Source organism: Fodinibius salinus (genome assembly GCF_008124865.1).
In the GTDB taxonomy this organism is placed as follows: Bacteria; Bacteroidota; Rhodothermia; order Balneolales; family Balneolaceae; genus Fodinibius; species Fodinibius salinus.
On record NZ_VNHY01000002.1, the window covers coordinates 935,038 to 954,298 of the forward strand.

A 19,261-nucleotide genomic window follows, 5' to 3' on the forward strand; every position below is an offset into this window, starting at 1 on the left:
AGAGTATTAATTGAAATGGAGGTAGAAATGAACAAGGAAAATAAGTTTGCCCAAACGCGAGTGTCTTTTGATACAGGATCCGGCAAAGCCGATATGTACAGCTTGCAGAAGCTGGAAGAGATGGGTTATGGAAAAATGGAAAAGCTTCCATTCACAATCCGAGTATTGCTTGAATCAGTACTTAGAGAATATGACGGTCATGCGTTTACCGAAGATGACATTAAAAGTTTAGCTAATTATAATGCAAAAGATCCGCAGGGGGAAATTCCTTTTAAGCCTTCACGTGTGGTACTGCAAGATTTTACAGGAGTCCCTGCTGTTGTTGATCTAGCTGCACTTCGTTCTGCGATGGATCGCATGGGCGGAGCTCCAACTTCTATCAACCCAAAGGTGCCGGTTGATCTTGTGATCGATCACTCGGTACAGGTTGATGAGTTTGGGCAAGAATATGCTTTCATGCATAACGTGGAAAAAGAATTTGAGCGTAATCGCGAGCGCTATGAGTTCTTGAAGTGGGGACAAAAAGCGTTTGATAACTTTCGGGTTGTGCCTCCCGGGCGCGGAATTGTGCATCAAGTAAATCTTGAGTACTTGGCTAAAGGAACATTTGCCCGTGAAGAAGAGGATGGTTCTACTATTGTATATCCTGATACTTTGGTGGGTACAGATTCTCACACCACTATGATTAATGGTCTCGGTATTCTTGGCTGGGGCGTTGGTGGTATTGAAGCAGAAGCAGCTATGTTGGGACAACCTATATATATGTTGGTCCCTGAAGTTGTAGGAATGAAGCTGACCGGAGAACTGAGAGAAGGTGTTACGGCTACCGATCTTACCTTGACGGTAACCGAGATGCTGCGTAAGCATGGTGTAGTTGGTAAGTTTGTTGAGTTTTACGGTGACGGTCTCGGGAGCATGAGTCTGCCTGATCGTGCCACCATTGCTAATATGTCTCCTGAGTACGGTGCAACAATGGGCTTCTTTCCTATGGATGAAGAGGCCATGCGCTATATGCGTGCAACAGGTCGAGATCCTAAACATGTGGAGCTGGTAGAGCGATATATGAAGGAGCAGGGGTTGTATCGCACGCAAGATACTCCTGATCCGGAATTCTCCAGCACGCTTGAGCTGGACCTAAGCACAGTGGAAACATCACTTGCCGGACCCAAGCTTCCGCATGATCGTATTACCCTGCCAAATATGAAATCTACTTTTGAAAATAGTCTTACCAGTGACGATCCAACAATGGGGTTTAACCTGGAGCAAGAAAAACTGGCTAACAAAGGTACATTTAAAAATGGTCAGGAAATAGAAATGACCCATGGTGATGTTGTTATTGCTGCTATTACTTCTTGTACCAACACTTCTAATCCAAGTGTAATGTTAGGTGCGGGAATTGTGGCCAAAAAAGCCTTGGAAAAAGGGTTGGAAGTTCCTCCATATGTGAAGACTTCATTGGCTCCCGGATCACGAGTAGTAACAGAATATTTGGAAGAGGCCGGCTTAACCAACTATATGGATAAGCTTGGATTTAACCTCGTTGGGTATGGATGCACCACTTGTATCGGTAACTCAGGACCACTGCCACAGCCTGTAGAAGAGGCGGTAAAAGAAGGTGATTTGATTGTTGCCGGTGTGCTATCCGGAAACCGAAACTTCGAAGGTCGTATTCATCCATATGTGAAAGCTAATTACTTGGCTTCTCCGCCATTGGTTGTAGCCTATGCTCTTGCCGGCACAGTTGATATCGATCTGCAGAAAGAGCCGATAGGACAAGATAAAGATGGCAATGATGTTTATCTCAAAGACATTTGGCCGACAGCAGATGAAATAGCAGAACATCTTGATAGTGCTATCCGTCCTGAGCTCTTCGAAGAGCAGTATGGTGATATCTTTGAATCTGAAGAATGGGATGAAATTCCTATTGGCGGAGGTGACCTCTACGAATGGAAGGAGGAATCTACCTATATTCAAGAGCCTCCATTCTTTATGGATATGGGAGAAGAACCAGATCCGATTACTTCTATTGAAGGAGCACGAGCGCTCGTTAAGGTGGGAGACTCTATTACAACCGATCATATTTCACCTGCCGGTAATATTAAAGAAGACAGTCCGGCTGGTGAATATTTAAAAGATCACGGAGTGAAGCATAAAGACTTCAACTCTTACGGATCTCGTCGCGGTAACGATCGAGTTATGACTCGGGGTACCTTTGCCAATGTTCGGTTTAAAAACCAGCTTGCGCCCGGGAAAGAGGGGGGATACACAAATTACTTCCCTGAAGATGAGATCACGACCATTTTTGATGCTGCCACCCGATACAAAGAAGATGGTACTCCGCTCGTTGCTCTTGCCGGTAAGCAGTATGGTACGGGCTCATCTCGAGACTGGGCTGCCAAAGGTACCGACCTGTTGGGAGTTGAAGTAGTAATAGCAACTTCTTACGAACGTATCCACCGATCTAACTTGGTAGGTATGGGCGTATTGCCACTGCAGTTCAAAGAAGGCGAATCGGCTGATAGTCTTGGTCTTGATGGATCAGAAGAATTTACTATCCATCTGTCGGATGACCTGAAAGCACAGGATACAGTAAAAGTAGAAGCTACCAAGCCAAATGGAGAAACGATCTCTTTTGAAACGGAGTGCCGTATCGATACGCCGGTCGAAATTGACTATTATCGTAATGGGGGTATCCTGCATTATGTATTGCGAGAATACCATAATGCAAACTCTTGACCTTTTGGGGCGGAATAGCGTATAGTTGCCGAAGCTTATTTTAACATCTAATGCCAGGGGACAACTGGTTTGATGAGGGCCAATAAATTGATTCTGATAAAGTTGGTATTGGTTTCTTTGGTTACTTTCTCAATTTAAACACTGCTCTGCTTTTGAATATGTATCCCGTAGTTTATGGATAGTATTAAATTTGTTTAAAAAGACGCCACAGAATTGTACCAGACTGTATCACTAGTCGTGAGATTGCTTTATACTCTTTGGTTGTAAACAGCTGATTTCTTTTTAAGATTACCATCCCAAAAATTTTTGTTTTAGGTGGAATCTTCTTGTTGTTCTTTATGAGCTCTTTGTCAGTTAAGGCAAACAACGGAATACCAATTTCGGCAGGTAACTCTTCTTCTTGGGATAATTCTTTGGAGATGCCTAGTTCATCTCTGTAAACATTATTTGTGTAGTACGGTTTACGATTCTTAAATACATATTTGAGGGAATGCTCCTTTTTAAATTCATCAGGACCGTAGTTATGTAGCAACTCCGTACCCAAAGATATGATCAAGTTTGGTTGTTTATTGTTAAATGTCCAAAAAGAAACAAAATCAACGGAAAAATGAGTCATCAATTCCGTGAATAGCTTGCGGGACGAAGAGATAAAGTCACCTACGAGGACTTCATCCATCAGCTTGGAAACCAGTTTCTTTTTGTTGAAGGTCTTATGGTCCATGTGCGGGACCTCAACGTCGGTAACCAGTTTCATTTGAATTCGTTCCCGAATCTGATCCTTGTCTTGGATAAATTCAGTTTTATCGATAAAATCAGCCGCTCCCAGATCCGCCGCTGATTGGGCTTTTTCTGCGGTGGGCTCGGCGGTCATTATTAGTACGGGAATTTGCTCTTTTTGTGAATCATCACCGAGTGCTTCCAAGAAATCCAATCCAGAAACGCTGGGCATGTGGATATCCACAAGTAAAAGGTTGACAACCTCATTAGAGATGATATCTATACCTTCCTGTGCATCTTTTGCATGAACAAGCTCGTAGTCCTCACCAAGCAGCTTGTCTAACATAAAATGCATCATATCATCGTCGTCAATAATCAATAATTTATAATCCATAGAAGAGGTATTGGAGGATGCATATAATTCGGGTTAACGTTACCTAAAACGTTAAATTAAAGATGCTGCCAAAGCCGACACACTATTTAAAATATGTTGAATCTACTTAGCAAACAAAAATGTAGCTCGAAATGTTTACTACGCAGTTGATTGGGTATAATTTTGTTTTCCTGAGATTGTTTTGGAGTAAATATTGCTCAGTAAAATATTTTATGAACCTCATGTCTGCTATTGCAAATATAATCCAACCTCTTTGACCTGAAATATTAGAGATAATAGTCTTTGAATATTATTTAAGGGAATTTAGTAGTCGAAGCAATGCTGTTGAGTCGCAAGGGAGTATTACAAAAGTCTCAGTATTAAATAACTAGGTTGGACTCTAGTCGGTTTATATGATCCATTGCTGCAGCCCGCGCATAGTAAATAGTTTTGCGGATAACGAGGCAAAGGGTTCGGTAAGCATCAGCTGAACAAGGCTATTGCGCAAGAAGGGGAAGCGATAACTACGGCCCAGACGCATGTTTAGTTCTGCCCGTCGTATTACTTTTTGAGCTACCTTTAGCCGCCTTTGTCCAAATTTTTTGAGTGCAAATTCAGCCGACAATCTCTGATTAATAATTCCAGAAATTTTTTCTGAAAGGTCCCAGCATGCCAGCCAACCTAGATTCATTCCCTGTCCGCCAATGGGACTTACCACATGGGCAGCATCACCGGCCAGAATAATGCGTTTTTTAACCATCGGCATCGCCACCAGCTTTTGCACGCCAAAACTGCTGAGCATTGTATGGGCTGTGTTGCTCAGTGAATGGTTAATACGATGTTGAATACGTTCTTCAATATTTATGCGTGTTGGATTTGGGAGATATTCTTCTGTTTTAACAACCCAGCGACGGTTGTTATTTGGCAAGGGAAAAGATTCAATTAATCCCTCATCACAAAGATAGATAGCAGCATCGTTTCCTAGCTTGGTATTTTCAGAAAAGTCACCCATCACATAAGTATCGGGATACTCTTTGCCTTGAAAATTGATACCAGCAGATTTTCGGACGTAACTATTTTTGCCATCACAGCCGACTAGATATGATGCAGAAATAGTGTGTGTCTCTCCATTTTGATTATAATTGATGTTAACTTGATTGGGAGTCTGAGAGATGTTGATGACTTTTGCTGATCGTTGAAGGATATGTGATCCATAAGCTTGAAGCTTATCTTGTAGCATTTGTTCGGTACGCTGCTGTGGCAGACTCAAGATATAGTTGTGTGGGGCGGTACAGTCTTTAAAACTTAGTGTGCCCAGTTTATGGGAATTATTAAAGGCGTGACCTTTTTTAATTTTGAGACCTTCAGCGAGAAAGGACGAAGTGATATTCAGCTTATCAAACAGTTCAAGGGAAACGGGATGAATTCCAATTGATCGAGAGCCGGCTTTTATTTGTGCTTGTTTTTCAAGGATAATACACGAAACCCCAGCGGATTGCAGGCAGATCCCCAAAAAAAGTCCTACTGGCCCGCCGCCTACAATAGCTACCGAATATTTAGCGGTCGATTTAGTCATGAGTAAACGATAATAATAATCGAAATGGGAATCGTGAAGTGATTTTCCATCCATCCGGCACAGTTTCTTCGAGTTCTGGTGCGGTATAACTTCGTTTGATAGAGGTTAGTCCATCTTCAGTGATAAATGAATTGTGAAATATGGGTGAGGCAAAGAGTCCGAAGAGAAAATAGCTCCAGTCATTTCGGCGAAGATCGTTGAAAAGTACTTGCTTGCTGCTCATTAGTTCAGCTTCGGTAAGCAAGTTAGAAAGTTCCGCCGAAGACAAGTGATGCAAAAGATGGTTTGATATAACAAAGTCGAATGTCTGGTCGGTAATATCTGAAGATGAGCACTGCAAGAAAGAAATATTTTTTGGGTATTCGAGTTTCTGTACAAATTGGAATGCCCGCGGATCGGGATCGATAGCAGTAATTTGAAGGGCAAGGCCATCATTGCTAGCCCATGTTGCCAATTTAATTGGAATGTCACCTCCGCCAAAACCGATATCCAGCAGTGTTGTTGGTTTTTGAGGATGCAGAGTGGGACGAATATGTTTTTTATAAATGGAATGCCACCGCGAAACTAAGTTATTAATGGTACTAAACTGGCGATAGGTATTTTGCAGTGCTTGAAAATCGCAGTTCGGATCATCCATCTGTTCATGGCTTTCTCGGTCTCGATCACTCAGAAAAAAAGTCATGCCGGTCCTACTTTTGTGAGAAGTCCGCTTTCGATGGTAAGGCCCGGACCAAACGCCATTGATAATATAGGTTCGGTCTTAGTTATATTCTCATTTTTTAACAGTTCGGCAAGTACAAAAAGGATGGTTGCGCTACTCATATTTCCATACTCAGCCAAGATAGTGCGTGGAGCAGCTAATTGTTTATCTTCAAGCGTAAAACTCTGCTGTATTTTATCAAGAATAGCGCGTCCGCCGGGATGGACAGCCCAATGTGCTATCTGTTTTGTGCTGAGATTATAATCATCCAGCATTGGCTGAATCGCTTCTGTCAAATTCGATTCGATAATCTCAGGCACGTAGGTAGAGAGTACCATCTCAAAACCGGTATCACCGATTGTCCAGCTCATATCATCCTGACTTTCATCAGCAATAGCAGTGGCAAATTGTTTGATTTCAAAACCTGCAGATTTTGAGGGAGGTTTTGAGCCAATAATCATCCCGCCGGCACCGTCGGCAAAGACAGAAGCAGAAATAAGCTGATCAGTATTATCGGAATCTTGCAGGTGTAGTGTACAGAGTTCCAAGCACACTACAAGAACACGAGCATCGGGATTTGAGGTACAAAAAGAGCGCGCCATTTTCATGGCGGGGAAAGCTGCAAAACATCCCATAAAACCCAGATGAAATCGCTTAGTGGAGTCATCAAGCTCTAACTGTTGGATAATTTCGAAGCCTGGCTCTGGTGCAAAAAAGCCCGTGCAGGATACGGTTATGATATGCGTAATATCAGCTTTTGAAATGTCGTTGTTTTCACGAATCGTTTTGCGGGCTGTTTTAACAAACAGCTGTTTGGCTTTTCGGGCATATACTTCATTTCGACTCCCTGTCGATGGCGTATTAAGTGAGCCGTCTTTTTTAAAAAAGAACCGTGCCGAGCCGTTAGTATTAAAATCATCAATTACGGTATGTCGCTTTTTAATGCCAGACTTTGAATAAATGCGATGGATGATACGTTCAGAGTTTTTGCTGGTACTAATATGTTCTTTCATCCGCTCGCGGAGAAAATCTTGCTCAAAGTAATGTTGGGGAACAGCTGTTGAGATATTTTGGATATATGCAGACATGGGCAATTCGTAAAGTGATGCCTTCCGTTTTATAACTATACTCTAATAGTGTGGGAAAAATTCCGAAATCCCAATTTTTGATTTCGGAATTATGTGTTACCTGTTTTAGTCAGTATATAAAAGCGGATGTTGTGCAGAATGGCGGCGATGGTGAGGCCCGCAATAAGTCCCATCCACAAACCTTGTGGACCAATCCCGGTGATGATGCCTAAATAGTACCCCAAAGGAAGACCTACCACCCAGTAGGCAATAAAGTTTACAATCATTGGTACAGTGGTGTCTTTAAGTCCACGCAGTGCGCCATATCCACTTACTTGCAGGCCGTCGGAAATTTGAAAAATAGCTGCCATGTACAGTAAGCTCACCGCTACGTCTTGTACGGCAGGATCTTGGGTGTATATACTGGTAATAAGTTCGGGGAAAAGGTACATGATAACGGCTGTAACACACATAAATGATGTTGCCAGTCCAATGCCTACATAGCCTCGGTGACGTGCTTTATATATTGAGTTTTTGCCAATGGCATTACCAACACGCGTAGTGATGGCCGTTGATAAACCGAATGGCACCATAAAAGTCATAGCCGAAAAGTTAATAGCTACCTGGTGACCTGCGACGGCTGTTGCGCTTAGTGATCCCATGAGTAAGCTCACAATTGCAAACATTGATACCTCCATGGTAGAACTTAGTCCGATGGGGACACCAACTTGCAAAATTTCTTTTAGATATTTCCAGTCCGGCATTCGTAGTGATGAAAATATTTCGAACCGTTGGTAAGGTTTGTGGTTGGCGGTAAAGAATAGCATTCCCAAAAACATGACGTACCCCACTATGGTTGAGGCATACCCACATCCCACTGCACCAAGCTCGGGAAATCCCAGCTTCCCATACATTAAGATGTAATTGGCTACCACATTGACAATAACTCCGAGCATGGCGAAATACATGCCGGGACGGGTGGCTGACATTCCCTCGTTAAAAAAGCGAAGGGTCATATACCCACAAACACCAAAAACACCCCACGAAATGGCATTCAGGTAGCCTTGTGCAATGGGAATGAGCGAGGGGGTGACGTTTAAAAGATGCATCACAAATTCGAGGTTGCGGATAATAAAAAATACTGGCACCGCCAGCATCAGGCTTAGCCACAGTGCCTGTCGTGCGTTAACACCAATTTTATTAAGGTCGCGTGCCCCCACAAGCTGAGCAACAATCGGGGTCGTAGCCATCAGAATTCCTGCTGCCAGCATCATAAAAGGAATGAACACTGCTCCGCCTACAGCAACGGCGGCTAGATCCTGTGCCGATAGATTTCCCGCCATTACGGTATCTACAAAGTTCATCGACATTTGCAGAAGCTGAGCAATTATGACCGGCAGGCCAAGTTTTAGCGTGATCCCGGCTTCTTTGCGCAGGTTATGTTTTTCGGATTTTATATAGGATAGCACAAGCGACTATTTGAATACAAATGGAGAGTCGCAAAAGGTACAAAAATGAGTAGGGAAAAGATACTTGCAGAGCACACTTATTGTTCGGGAAGTTTGATGATAAAGGTTGTTCCTTTACCCTCTATGGAAGCAAAACTGATATTGCCTTTATGAGCTTCGATAATTTTTTTAGAGATAGCTAGTCCAAGTCCGGTACCGCTGGATTTTGTTGAAAAGCTGGGTACAAAAATATCCGATCGCACCTCTTCGGGGATACCGCTGCCGTTATCTTCTATCTCGATAAAGGCATGATTTTGCTTTGAATATAATTGCAGGGTTATTTCACCTCCATTATTAGGCATAGATTCATATGCATTTTTGACCAAGTTAATGATCACGCGTTTAAGTTCATCGTTAATACCTGGAACCGTAATATCATGAGCGGGGGGCGAAAAAATAATGTCAACCGTTTCGTCATGTTCATATAGTTTGACCACCGATGAAAGCAATTCTGCTAGGTTTACTTTTTCAAAATCTTCACTCAACGGCTGAGAAAAAGTAGAAAAGTCAGAAGCAATATTATTTAAGGATTGAATTTGCTCAATCAGATTTTGCGTAATTTTTTGGACGTTTTCTTTTAATTCTTCGGGATTTTGATGGTCACTGTTCAGCTGTCGCTCTAAATGTTGAATGTTTAGTTTCATTGGAGTAAGCGGATTTTTAATCTCATGGGCTACCTGTTGGGCCATTTCTTTCCAGGCGGCTTCTCGCTCGGCGACGGCAAGTTCTTCCTGTAAGTTTTTAAGCCTGTCCACCATTCTGTTATAGGTACTGGCAAGCTGCCCAAATTCATCATCACTGGTGACGGGTATGGAGGTATCTAAATTACCGGCAGAAATCTTATTTAGCCCCTGGCGTATAACAGTTAGCGGGTAAGTTAACTTTTTTGCAATAGCCGCAGATACGAAGATGAAAATCCCAAAAACAAGTAGATAGATAAGGATCAGATAGCTTGTAGTTTGAAGCAGTTGTTGGTCATAAACTGGAGATTCCAAAAATGTTGGAATCGCCAGTGTAGCAATTGGTTGTTGATTGTTGTCATTAATAGTGCGATAGCCAATAAGAAGCGGCTGGCCAGCCAGGTTAACTGTTGAGAAGGCTTCTTTTCGGTGTTCTATAAAAAGTTGATGATAAACATCATAGGGCAGTGCAGAGGGCAGAAGATGCTGTTGGTAAATTTGTGGAGTCGTAGTTTGAGTAACTCGTCGCTTGGCATAAAATGTGGCATCAGCATTCAGCGGAGTTGTTAGTGTATCCAGAGAAAAACTTGTCTCATCATCTTCCAGAGCTACAAAGGGATCGGACTCAATCGCTGAGGTAAGGGTTTTAAGTTTATCAAACAGCTCTTGCCGTACGATATCTCTGTTTTGTTCTTTGATGGTATAGTGAGAAACGGCAATGAGTGCAGCCAGAAAAATGAGAGTAGCAAGCAAGAAACTGTCAAGGATGCGATCTTGAAAGCGAGTATTTGGTCCCCAAAATGAAAAGCGTTTCCATGCTGTCAGCTTATATAGAAGTCCCAATATGCAACCGAGAATGGATAAAAACAGACTGAACCGAAAGAAGCTGAATAAGATGACACGATAATCAAATAGCGGGGTTGTAGCTTTGATTACTTGCTGATCATCTTGCTGCCAAAGCAGGGTCCGATAATTATAGTCAGCAGTTTGATGGCGATAAAAGATAACTGAATTTGCTTTGAGTGCCTGTTTTTCGCTGGAGGTTAACGTTTGTTTTTGTGGAAAGTTGTTGGTAATGCCCTGTGTTACACTGTTAACCAGCTTGCCGTTACTGTATTTTTGAAGCAAGTACTGTGAATTCCAGTTTTCATAGGTTATGGACGCCATGACCGCACGGATCGGTTTGTTGAACTGGGGGCGTTCTTGATAGATAGAGCATATGATCCATCCGATAGGATCGTTTTCTGCTTGACCAAAAACAGGAATCCAACCGCGGTAAAATGTACGATAGTCCTGTTGATTTATGAGTTGCGGTTGTTGGACGACAGGTCGGATGGTTGACTTTGTAATCTGTTCCATCTCAGTTACAACCTCTAGGCTGGGTATGTTATAAATTTGTAGCCATGCGGGAGAGTTGAGGTTGGTAGAATAATCAGCAATTTGTTGGCCTTCGGTATCTAAAAACCGGATATCGAAAGAGTATATATTCCATTCAGGAGACAGAAACTCTTGGATTGTTTCTGAAAAGTGCGTTTGAATACGAGCTTGATCTTCTATGAGATTTTGTTTGTTGGTATTGCTAAATGTTTCTTCAAGTGTTGTCAATAAATTCCGAGTAATTTTTTCTGCTCGCGGATCTTCTTTTTGGGAATAATCCTTTGCTTTTTTCATCAGCCTGTTGTCTGTATGATTAACAGAGGCTTCTCTAAAGATAGGGATACAAAGAGCAGCAATTACGAAGCTGGTAATTACAATTTTTCGCAATGGCGACATTTCTGTCATCCATTTATACTGTCGAAATTCTGATATTGTTGGAACGATGGCAGTAACTAACCCAAGGGTACCGATATAAATAACCCAAAACATGGAGAGCTCAGTCAGGAAAAAGAAGTGAACGAAAAAAATGCCTGCGAAACCAGTACTTGCCATGGCAGGGACAACAAGAGGGATTCGCTGCTGAGCAATACGAAGAAGTACTTTTGTTACATTTATAAGTAGCAAGAGTAAGGCCAGCACCCAGGCCCCTAGTGTTATATATAATATTCCAATTTGCCATCCCGGGAAGATACTCAAATCAAGCAGGGGAATATTGAGGGCTATACTGGTGTCCAACAACAGGTCAAAGGTACCGAGGATGAGAAAAGTACTTGCCAGCCCCCACGCCATTGCGACAATAATAGGGACAATAAACCTATTACGGTGATTGTACCAGGTCGTCTGTTTGGTCTTATGTACTATGGTGATTGATGTAAGAAGTGCCAAAAAGCCATTTGAATAGCTTTTGGCCAGTAGTTTGACGGTTTTCTCAAGTTCACTTCCGGAAATATCTGAAAGTGCAAGTACCCAGTATGATATGACATCGGTTATAGTTATAATAGCCCATCCTAGGCCAATGATCGACAGTTGTAGTAATAATCCTTTCCAAAGTGGTAATTGTTCAGCGGCTCGAAACAAGAGTCCGGCCAGCATTAAAAAGCAAATAAATGCAAAAACAGATCGCCAAAAGCGAGTATCTTGTTCCCAGGTCGCCTGTCTTTCTTGAAACTTATCTGCCGTGGCATAAACAACTCCTACCGAGTCCCCACTCAGGTTTTTCAGGGTGCGGTCTTGAACATAATTATTTGGAGGCGAACTAAAGATGCTGAAGTTCAGCGGATAGGATGGGGAAAAGTAAGATGAGCTAAAAAGATTAAATTCGTTACGGTCGCCAATAGGCAGGGGATTGTTCTGTTGGATACGGTAATTCGTTACTAGCGTGTATGAAGTGTTCCCTGTATTATCTTGTATGGTAAATGATACCAAGCATTCCCAATAAAGGATGTTATTATGTTGTTTTAGTGATATTTGGCCGTTTTGGTCAGTGCTCGGGGAGGATGTTCGATCTTTTTGGAGGGCAAAGCCATCCCAGGCCAAAGGGGTATTATTTTTGTAGAGTGTGGAGCTCCAGAATTGTGGGAATTGGTTAAGAATATTGTTTAGCGACTGCAGGGATTGCTCTTTGAGGAGAGCAGAACGCAATATTTGTGCAAGATCATTGGTGTTGTCCAGCAGTTCTTGTTGACGCTCTAGGAAAAAGTTGGATGCCTCTGTGAGATTTTCGGTTATAACCTCTTCGTTGTTTGAAGGCGAAGGTTTAATACCATATCTCCACCCCTCGAGTGCGAGCAATATGAGCAATAACCCTAATAGGGTTGCCCCAAGGCTATATTGAAGGCGATTGGTATGAAAAAAAGTATCCATGCTTGGCCGTCGGTTCATTAAGGCATGAATATGAACCGAAATTAAGGTTGAATCAAGTTGGGAATTTCAGAAGGTGGTTTACCATTCAAAATTCCGCTGATAGCATCAGCTGCCATCATGCCGATAGCTTCGCGCGTGCTATAACTTGCACTGGCCATATGGGGCGTAAGAAGGCAGTTTGGAGCATTCTGGAGCTTGGGATGTACCTTAGGTTCCTCTTCAAAAACATCAAGTGCAGCCCCGCCGATGGTTCCATTATGTAAGGCATTCGCCAGTGCGGCTTCGTCAACAACCGGTCCCCGAGCAGTATTTAAGAGTATGGCTTTATTGGACATCAGTGCAAGAATATCAGCATCAATAAGATGGCGGGTACTTTCGGTGAGTGGGCAATGTAGCGTGATTACGTCAGAGGTTCTAGCAAGTTCTTCTACCGATTCTATATACCGGGCGTCCAGCTCGTTTTCGATATCAGTTGATACTCGATTACGATTGTGATATTGAATCTGCATTCCAAAAGCGCGTGCCCGGCGTGCAACGGCTGTGCCGATACGTCCCATGCCTATAATTCCCAGTGTTTGTCCCTGCAGTTCCATTCCGAGAAATCCCATTGGATCCCAGCTTTCGAACTGTCCATCCAGTAGGTATTCCTGGGCCTCAACGAGTCGGCGTGAAACGGCGAGTAAAATAGCCATCGTAAATTCAGCGCAGGAATCGGTAAGAACGTCTGGCGTGTTGGCTACTGCGACATTGTGCTTATCAGCTGCCTCAATATCGATGTTATTATATCCAACCGCATAGTTGGCGATAATTTCTAAGTTCTTGCCTGCCGCTATAACCTTATTTGTTATGGGATTGGAAAGCATCGGCAATAATCCGTGGTATTTCGGAATTGCTTCAACAAGTGCCTGTTCGTTGTTAAAGCGGCCCCGTTCACCTACTTCAACAGTAAAATCGTTTTCCAACCTTTGTATAACCGATGGGATGACCGGTTCAGTAATAAGTACGCGTTTATTCATAACTAGTAACTATAAGCCGTGTCATTGATGAACACTTCGGATCGTGAAGTAATTTCTTGATCTTCCAGCTGTTCATAAATAAAAGAAAAGGGAGTAAGTACTTGGGCACACATCTTATCCGTGTTGCGCCATGCAGAAAAGTTGAGTGTCAGCGTTTCGTTATTAATTTGATGGCTAACATTACTTAGGTGTGTACATGCATCGGGGAACGATCCACTTATGAATAACGCCGGATGGTTGTCAACTGTGATTTGTTTTACCGAATCAACATAAATGTTAGCAGGCTGATGTGATACATCCTGTGCTTTTTGCAGGGTAACAAGGTTGGGATAATCTGACATTTTTTCCTGGTTACTTGATGATGAAGCACACCCGCTGATGGTAAAAAGAGCGATTATAGAAAAGTAAAGAAGTTTCACTGTTGGTTTGGCTGGTCTTCAAATTTTTGGCTGGGTGCATCATTCCACATGCGTTCAAGCGCATAGTATTCGCGTAGTTCTTCTTTAAAAATATGAACAACTACATTTACATAATCCAATATAACCCATCGGCGCGTTTCACGTCCTTCTTCTTTCCATGCCTTTTCACCAAGCTGTTCCTTTGTCTCTTTGTTTACGTTATCTGCAATGGCTTTTATCTGTACGTCTGTTTGGGCATGACAGATAACAAGCTTGTCGGCAAGGGTTGTTAGTTCATTAACATCAAGAACAGTTACATCCTCAGCTTTTTTATCGATTAAGGCATCGGTAATGACTTTAATAAGTTTATCGGAGTCAGCTGTTTTGTTCTCATCAACACTGTTAAACTGTTGGTTTGCTCGGGAAGAGTTTTTGCTCATATACTATTGATTTATTTTGAGTGATTCATAATCAGATCCTATGACAACGGTAGCATCCAGGTAAAAATCATCAGATGCTTCGATAAAAATATTTTCCGGTTGTACGCCCAGAGCAGCAGCTACTCGTTTTGCATTTTCTGAATCAAAATTCCGGGCAATGACAACGGTATGTTGCATATTAAAATTCTTAAAATTACCTGTTTCTACAACATCAAATCCATTTTGACGCAGCGTAGAAGTAAAATCATTGGCTAGGCCGGGAACCCCGCAACCATTTAATACTTCGAGCTGGATAACATCACCAATAAGGCTGGGGGCATCTTCTGAGCGCTGGTTTTCAATTCGTGGATAGATAATGCGTGTAAAAAGTCCAAAGATCAGCATAGCTAGCAAGAGACTCAAAAAGCCAATGGCGGCATTGAGTGTAAAGGAATGAGATTCTTCGTTATTTCTGGAACTCATTTATTGCTGCTGATCAAAAATTCTGATCGCCAAAAGAAGAAGTATAGGGAGGACTAAACGGCGATGCTCCATATCCGTATCCATAACTTGGCACCTGCTGGAACTGTATGCTGATGTTGCTGTTCTCGCTAAGCTCATAGTTCAGCTCTGCGTTACGAATTTTAAAGTCTATGCCCGAACCAGAATTTTGGCTTCCCATAAAACTATTGCCAAATGGCGAATGCAATAACTGTAGGTCAACACGACCAGTTAGATCTTCCGAAAAGAAAAAGTGCATAGTGTTGGTGTAGGCATTGATGTTCTGTGTTTGCCCGCCAACACTGGAAAAACTCATTGAGTACGAATGATCCATTCGCATATTAAATAAATTACTCCAATTGGCTCCTTCACTGGGATCTTCTTTTTTGATAATGGGACCAGTAAGGTCGGAGGGCCGCTGTTGGTCTTTACGAAACTGTGCTTGAGTAGTACTCGAAAGCCCAAGCACTAAAATCATAAAAAAGCAGCAGGCACTAATTGCGGAGAATGTTCTCATAGTATAATTACTTTGGTTGTCTATCAGTTATAATAACACTTTTCAACCATTAATAGTATAAAAAAGTCTGGTGCTTAATTAAAGGTACGAACATAGTAAATTGGGGTTGGGAAGACGTATATTTCTCCCAAAATTTTGCAATTGATTTTTAGTTAATAATGATACTTGTCCTGCGGAACAAAAACGAGTATATTTCGAACGTTTTTGAATTCCATAAATACTGGTTAACGAAACCAAACATAAGGCTCTGGTTCGATAATGAAACTTACTGATTTTAAGTTTGAGACTGAAGATTTTAATGTTCCCGAAAAGCCGGTTAGTCCGCGCGATGCTGCAAAGTTGATGGTCCTCGACCGGGAAGAACAGACCATCTCTCACGAGAAATTTTCTGACATCCATAAATATCTTGATGAGGGAGATGTCCTCGTTTACAACGATACCAAAGTGTTTCCGGCACGTCTAAAGGGTAAAAAGGAAAAGACAGACGCTGATATTGAAGTCTTTTTACTGCGCGAACTGGTGCCCGAAAATATGCTTTGGGATGTATTGGTAGAACCGGCGCGGAAGATTCGTATTGGAAATAAGTTATATTTTGGTCCTAATTTGATGGCCGAAGTGATTGACAATACCACATCCCGTGGTCGTACTATTCGCTTTTTGTTTGAGGGGTCTAACGAAGAACTGTACGAGATTTTGGATAACATTGGCGAAATGCCGCTGCCTCCATATATAGAACGCGAGGCGGATGAGGATGATAAAGAAGAATATCAGACAATTTTTGCCAAAGAGCGCGGTTCGGTAGCAGCTCCTTTTGCAGCTATGCATTTTACGGAAGAACTGGTTGAAAAGCTCGAAGACAAAGGGGTGCAAATGTTGCCTATCACTATGCACATTGGCTGGGGTACCTTTCGTCCTTGTGAAGTTGAGGATTTAACCAAACACCGTACCGACTCAGAAAACTACTACTTGTCCGAAGAAACATCTGAAAAAATAAATGAAGCATTACTGAGCGAGGATAATCGTGTTGTAGCTTGTGGTACTACAGCCGTACGAACTATTGAAACTAGTATTACGGCCAGCGGAATATCAAAGCCCGGCACCGGGTGGACAGATGAATTTATATTTCCTCCATATCAATTTAATGTCACAGAGGGTGTAATTACTAACTTTCACCGACCGGAATCTACCATGTTGATGTTGGGAGCCGCTTTTGCAGGCTATGACTTTTTGATGGAAGCCTATGAGGAAGCCCAAGAAAACGATTATCGATTTTTTGCCTTCGGTGATGCAATGATCATTATTTAAAAAGTGACTTCAAAAGCACTTATTATTCCGGCAGCAGGTTCAGGGAGCCGTCTGGGTACGGAAATTCCAAAGCCTTATCTTAGGCTGGCCGGGCAAACAATTCTACATCATTCCATTAGCCGTTTTCTTTCTCTTGATGGGCTTAGCCAAGTTGTCATTGCTACATCGCCACAGTATATAGATAGGTCCGAGGAGATATTGGATAATCTCTTGCCGGCGTCTATTGTTGGTATTTGTGTAGAAGGAGGGACCGAACGACAAGATTCTATTACAAATGCGCTCAACAAAGTAGGGGATGTTGGTTTGGTGATGGTGCATGATGCTGTTCGCCCTTTTGTAAATGAAGCATCAATCACCGAGTGTTGTAAGGTAGCTTCAAAAGTTGGGAGTGCGGTGCTGGGTATTCCTGCTAAAGATACCATCAAGCGGATAGATGAAGAGCAGTATGTCCAGGAAACGCCGCCTCGGAAATTGTTGTGGCAAACACAGACACCGCAGGTTTTTCAAAAGCAGATAATCATGGAGGCCTACGAGCAAGCGGCCAGTAATAATATTGAAGCCACAGATGATGCATCCTTAGTTGAGCGGTTGGGCAAGAAGATAAAGATGGTAGAGGGTAATCGGTCTAATATTAAAATTACTTATCCTTTGGATCTGCAGCTGGCCAAACAATTAATAAATAACGAGCAATAATGAGTCCGATGCGCATAGGATACGGTTACGATGTACACCGTCTTGAGCCTGAATGCTTACTGATACTGGGGGGAGTACAGATTCCATTTGAAAAGGGGTTAGTAGGTCATTCTGATGCTGATGTGTTGCTGCACGCAATTGCTGATGCATTGCTAGGGGCCTGTGCACTGGGAGATATTGGGCAACATTTTCCCGATAGTGATGAGAAGTTTGAAGATATTGACAGCCGTATTCTATTACGCGAGGTTAGGGAGTTGTTACGGGAAAAGAATTTTAAGGTTGTTAATATTGATGCTACTATTGTTGCTGAGCAACCTAAGTTGGCATCATACATTCCACAGATGCGAAAACACATAGCCAAAGATGTCAATATGGAGCAGGAACGGGTGTCGGTTAAGGCTACAACTTCCGAAAAAATTGGATTCGAAGGTACGATGAAAGGTATATCGGCGCGAGCTGTAACGCTGGTAAGAGAGGTATAGCATTATGGCAGAGCAATTTATACAAGAATTTGTGGAGCTTGTTAACTCACTGCCGCCGCTCAGTATCTATTTAGTATTCTTTTTGGTAGCCTATTTTGAAAATATAATTCCGCCCATTCCCGGTGATGTGTTGGTTGCTTTTGGTGGGTATTTGGCAGCTGAATCTGTAATTGGTTTTGTGACACTGCTTATTGTTACGACAATTGCTTCTGTGATTGGATTTATGAGTATGTATTGGATTGGCAGTCGTTGGGGAACACAAATTAAAAATGGCAATAAACGTATTTTTCTATTGCGCTTTATCCCCATAGAATATCTTGAAAAAACTCGCTCATGGATGCAGAATTGGGGGCTTGGCGTAGTTTTGGCTAATCGATTTTTGCCTGGTACAAGATCGGTAATTTCATTAACGGCAGGGTTGAGCCATACCCGTATTTTAGCAACTGTTATTTGTTCTACCATAAGTTCTATTTTATGGAATGGTATTTTGTTGGGATTGGGGTGGATCGTGCACGAAAATTGGCGGCAAATAGGAAAATATCTTTCTGTTTACGGCCAAATTATCCTTGCAGCCCTTGCATTATTTGTACTGATTCGTATAGGAATCTATTTGTATCGAGAATGAAGCCCTATTTGAAAGAGAAGAGGCGGCAGGGGAGAAATTATTTTTTCTTGTGCTTTCGTTGTTGACAAAAATGAAAAGAGTACTTAGTTTTCGAGTCTTTCGGCTAAACGCTGAAAATAAACAATACAGCCGCCTCCAAACGATTTATTTCTTTTAAGCCAACGTAGCTCAGGGGTAGAGCAGCTGTCTTGTAAACAGCCGGTCGTCGGTTCGAATCCGGCCGTTGGCTCACAAGGTAAATCAAAATTGGTTCAGGTTGTATATGTTTTGACATTTTGACTTTGCGGGAGGATACCAAAGTGGCCAACTGGGGCAGACTGTAAATCTGTTGTCGCGAGACTTCGAAGGTTCGAATCCTTCTCCTCCCACACCAAGCGGGCGTAACTCAATTGGTAGAGTGTCACCCTTCCAAGGTGAATGTTGCCGGTTCGACTCCGGTCGCCCGCTCTCTCCCCTTGTAGGGAGCGCACCCAAAAGCCGTTATAGCTCAGGGGTAGAGCACTTCCATGGTAAGGAAGGGGTCGTCGGTTCAAATCCGACTAACGGCTCAGGAAGTGTCGATAAATTTTGACTTACTATTATATATAAACTATTAATTGAAACTTAGTTAACCATGGCAAAAGAAACCTACCAGCGCGAGAAGCCACATGTAAACATAGGAACGATTGGCCACGTAGACCACGGGAAAACCACGTTGACGGCGGCGGT

Annotated in this window: 17 protein-coding genes and 4 tRNA genes; 10 read left to right on the forward strand and 11 right to left on the reverse strand. The window is 42.5% G+C overall.

Going from position 1 to position 19,261, the window contains the following annotated elements:
* Positions 1–27 precede the first annotated feature (27 nt).
* Positions 28–2,736 (forward strand): aconitate hydratase AcnA, encoded by a 2,709-nt coding sequence (gene acnA, locus LX73_RS09050; protein ID WP_148899142.1) that lies wholly within the window; start codon positions 28–30, stop codon positions 2,734–2,736.
* A gap of 184 nt (positions 2,737–2,920) precedes the next feature.
* Here the strand turns inward: acnA and LX73_RS09055 are convergent, their stop codons facing one another.
* The 11 genes from LX73_RS09055 to LX73_RS09105 all read right to left on the reverse strand — a co-directional run bounded on the left by LX73_RS09055 (position 2,921) and on the right by LX73_RS09105 (position 15,448).
* A complete protein-coding gene (locus LX73_RS09055) occupies positions 2,921–3,847 on the reverse strand; it encodes a response regulator (RefSeq protein WP_148899143.1) in 927 nt (308 codons plus the stop codon).
* A gap of 388 nt (positions 3,848–4,235) precedes the next feature.
* A complete protein-coding gene (locus tag LX73_RS09060; RefSeq protein WP_170245645.1) occupies positions 4,236–5,402 on the reverse strand; it encodes an FAD-dependent oxidoreductase in 1,167 nt (388 codons plus the stop codon).
* On the reverse strand, positions 5,395–6,084 hold the full coding sequence (locus LX73_RS09065) for a methyltransferase domain-containing protein (protein ID WP_148899145.1): 690 nt from the start codon (positions 6,082–6,084) through the stop codon (positions 5,395–5,397). The genes LX73_RS09060 and LX73_RS09065 overlap by 8 nt, the downstream gene beginning before the upstream one ends.
* Positions 6,081–7,190: a type III polyketide synthase gene (locus LX73_RS09070; protein WP_148899146.1), complete on the reverse strand. Its 1,110-nt coding sequence runs from the start codon at positions 7,188–7,190 to the stop codon at positions 6,081–6,083. Before LX73_RS09070 ends, LX73_RS09065 begins: the two co-directional genes overlap by 4 nt.
* Positions 7,191–7,279: 89 nt before the next feature.
* The gene (locus tag LX73_RS09075; protein ID WP_246138210.1) at positions 7,280–8,638 is read right to left on the reverse strand and encodes an MATE family efflux transporter; all 1,359 of its coding nucleotides are present in this window, start codon (positions 8,636–8,638) and stop codon (positions 7,280–7,282) included.
* 77 nt (positions 8,639–8,715) lie between these two features.
* Positions 8,716–12,597 carry a sensor histidine kinase gene (locus LX73_RS09080; protein ID WP_170245646.1) on the reverse strand — a complete coding sequence of 1,294 codons (3,882 nt, stop codon included), beginning with the start codon at positions 12,595–12,597 and terminating at the stop codon, positions 8,716–8,718.
* Positions 12,598–12,638: 41 nt separating this feature from the next.
* Positions 12,639–13,613 (reverse strand): 2-hydroxyacid dehydrogenase, encoded by a 975-nt coding sequence (locus tag LX73_RS09085; RefSeq protein WP_148899148.1) that lies wholly within the window; start codon positions 13,611–13,613, stop codon positions 12,639–12,641.
* A gap of 2 nt (positions 13,614–13,615) precedes the next feature.
* Entirely contained in the window at positions 13,616–13,954 is a 339-nt protein-coding gene (locus LX73_RS09090; RefSeq protein WP_211359396.1) for a hypothetical protein, read from the reverse strand.
* Positions 13,955–14,028: 74 nt separating this feature from the next.
* Positions 14,029–14,451: a ribosome silencing factor gene (gene rsfS, locus LX73_RS09095; protein WP_148899150.1), complete on the reverse strand. Its 423-nt coding sequence runs from the start codon at positions 14,449–14,451 to the stop codon at positions 14,029–14,031.
* Between the two features lie 3 nt (positions 14,452–14,454).
* Positions 14,455–14,913, reverse strand: a complete 459-nt coding sequence (locus LX73_RS09100) for a LytR C-terminal domain-containing protein (protein ID WP_148899151.1) — start codon at positions 14,911–14,913, stop codon at positions 14,455–14,457.
* 13 nt (positions 14,914–14,926) lie between these two features.
* Positions 14,927–15,448: a hypothetical protein gene (locus LX73_RS09105; RefSeq protein ID WP_148899152.1), complete on the reverse strand. Its 522-nt coding sequence runs from the start codon at positions 15,446–15,448 to the stop codon at positions 14,927–14,929.
* Between the two features lie 258 nt (positions 15,449–15,706).
* Here LX73_RS09105 and queA point away from each other — a divergent pair, with 258 nt between their 5' ends.
* From queA to LX73_RS09150, 9 genes are all read left to right on the forward strand, one after another.
* A complete protein-coding gene (gene queA / locus LX73_RS09110; RefSeq protein ID WP_148899153.1) occupies positions 15,707–16,753 on the forward strand; it encodes a tRNA preQ1(34) S-adenosylmethionine ribosyltransferase-isomerase QueA in 1,047 nt (348 codons plus the stop codon).
* A gap of 3 nt (positions 16,754–16,756) precedes the next feature.
* A complete protein-coding gene (ispD, locus tag LX73_RS09115; protein ID WP_148899154.1) occupies positions 16,757–17,446 on the forward strand; it encodes a 2-C-methyl-D-erythritol 4-phosphate cytidylyltransferase in 690 nt (229 codons plus the stop codon).
* A gap of 8 nt (positions 17,447–17,454) precedes the next feature.
* The gene (gene ispF / locus LX73_RS09120; RefSeq protein WP_148899206.1) at positions 17,455–17,928 is read left to right on the forward strand and encodes a 2-C-methyl-D-erythritol 2,4-cyclodiphosphate synthase; all 474 of its coding nucleotides are present in this window, start codon (positions 17,455–17,457) and stop codon (positions 17,926–17,928) included.
* 4 nt (positions 17,929–17,932) lie between these two features.
* Positions 17,933–18,553, forward strand: coding sequence for a DedA family protein (locus LX73_RS09125; protein ID WP_148899155.1), 621 nt, complete (start codon positions 17,933–17,935; stop codon positions 18,551–18,553).
* Between the two features lie 157 nt (positions 18,554–18,710).
* Positions 18,711–18,782 (forward strand) — tRNA-Thr (locus LX73_RS09130).
* Positions 18,783–18,838: 56 nt separating this feature from the next.
* Positions 18,839–18,921, forward strand: a tRNA-Tyr gene (locus LX73_RS09135).
* A 6-nt stretch (positions 18,922–18,927) separates the two neighbouring features.
* A tRNA-Gly gene (locus LX73_RS09140) sits at positions 18,928–19,000 on the forward strand.
* Between the two features lie 29 nt (positions 19,001–19,029).
* Positions 19,030–19,101 (forward strand) — tRNA-Thr (locus tag LX73_RS09145).
* Positions 19,102–19,166: 65 nt separating this feature from the next.
* Positions 19,167–19,261, forward strand: a 95-nt coding sequence (locus LX73_RS09150; RefSeq protein WP_148899156.1) for a GTP-binding protein, incomplete at its 3' end; no start/stop codon positions are given.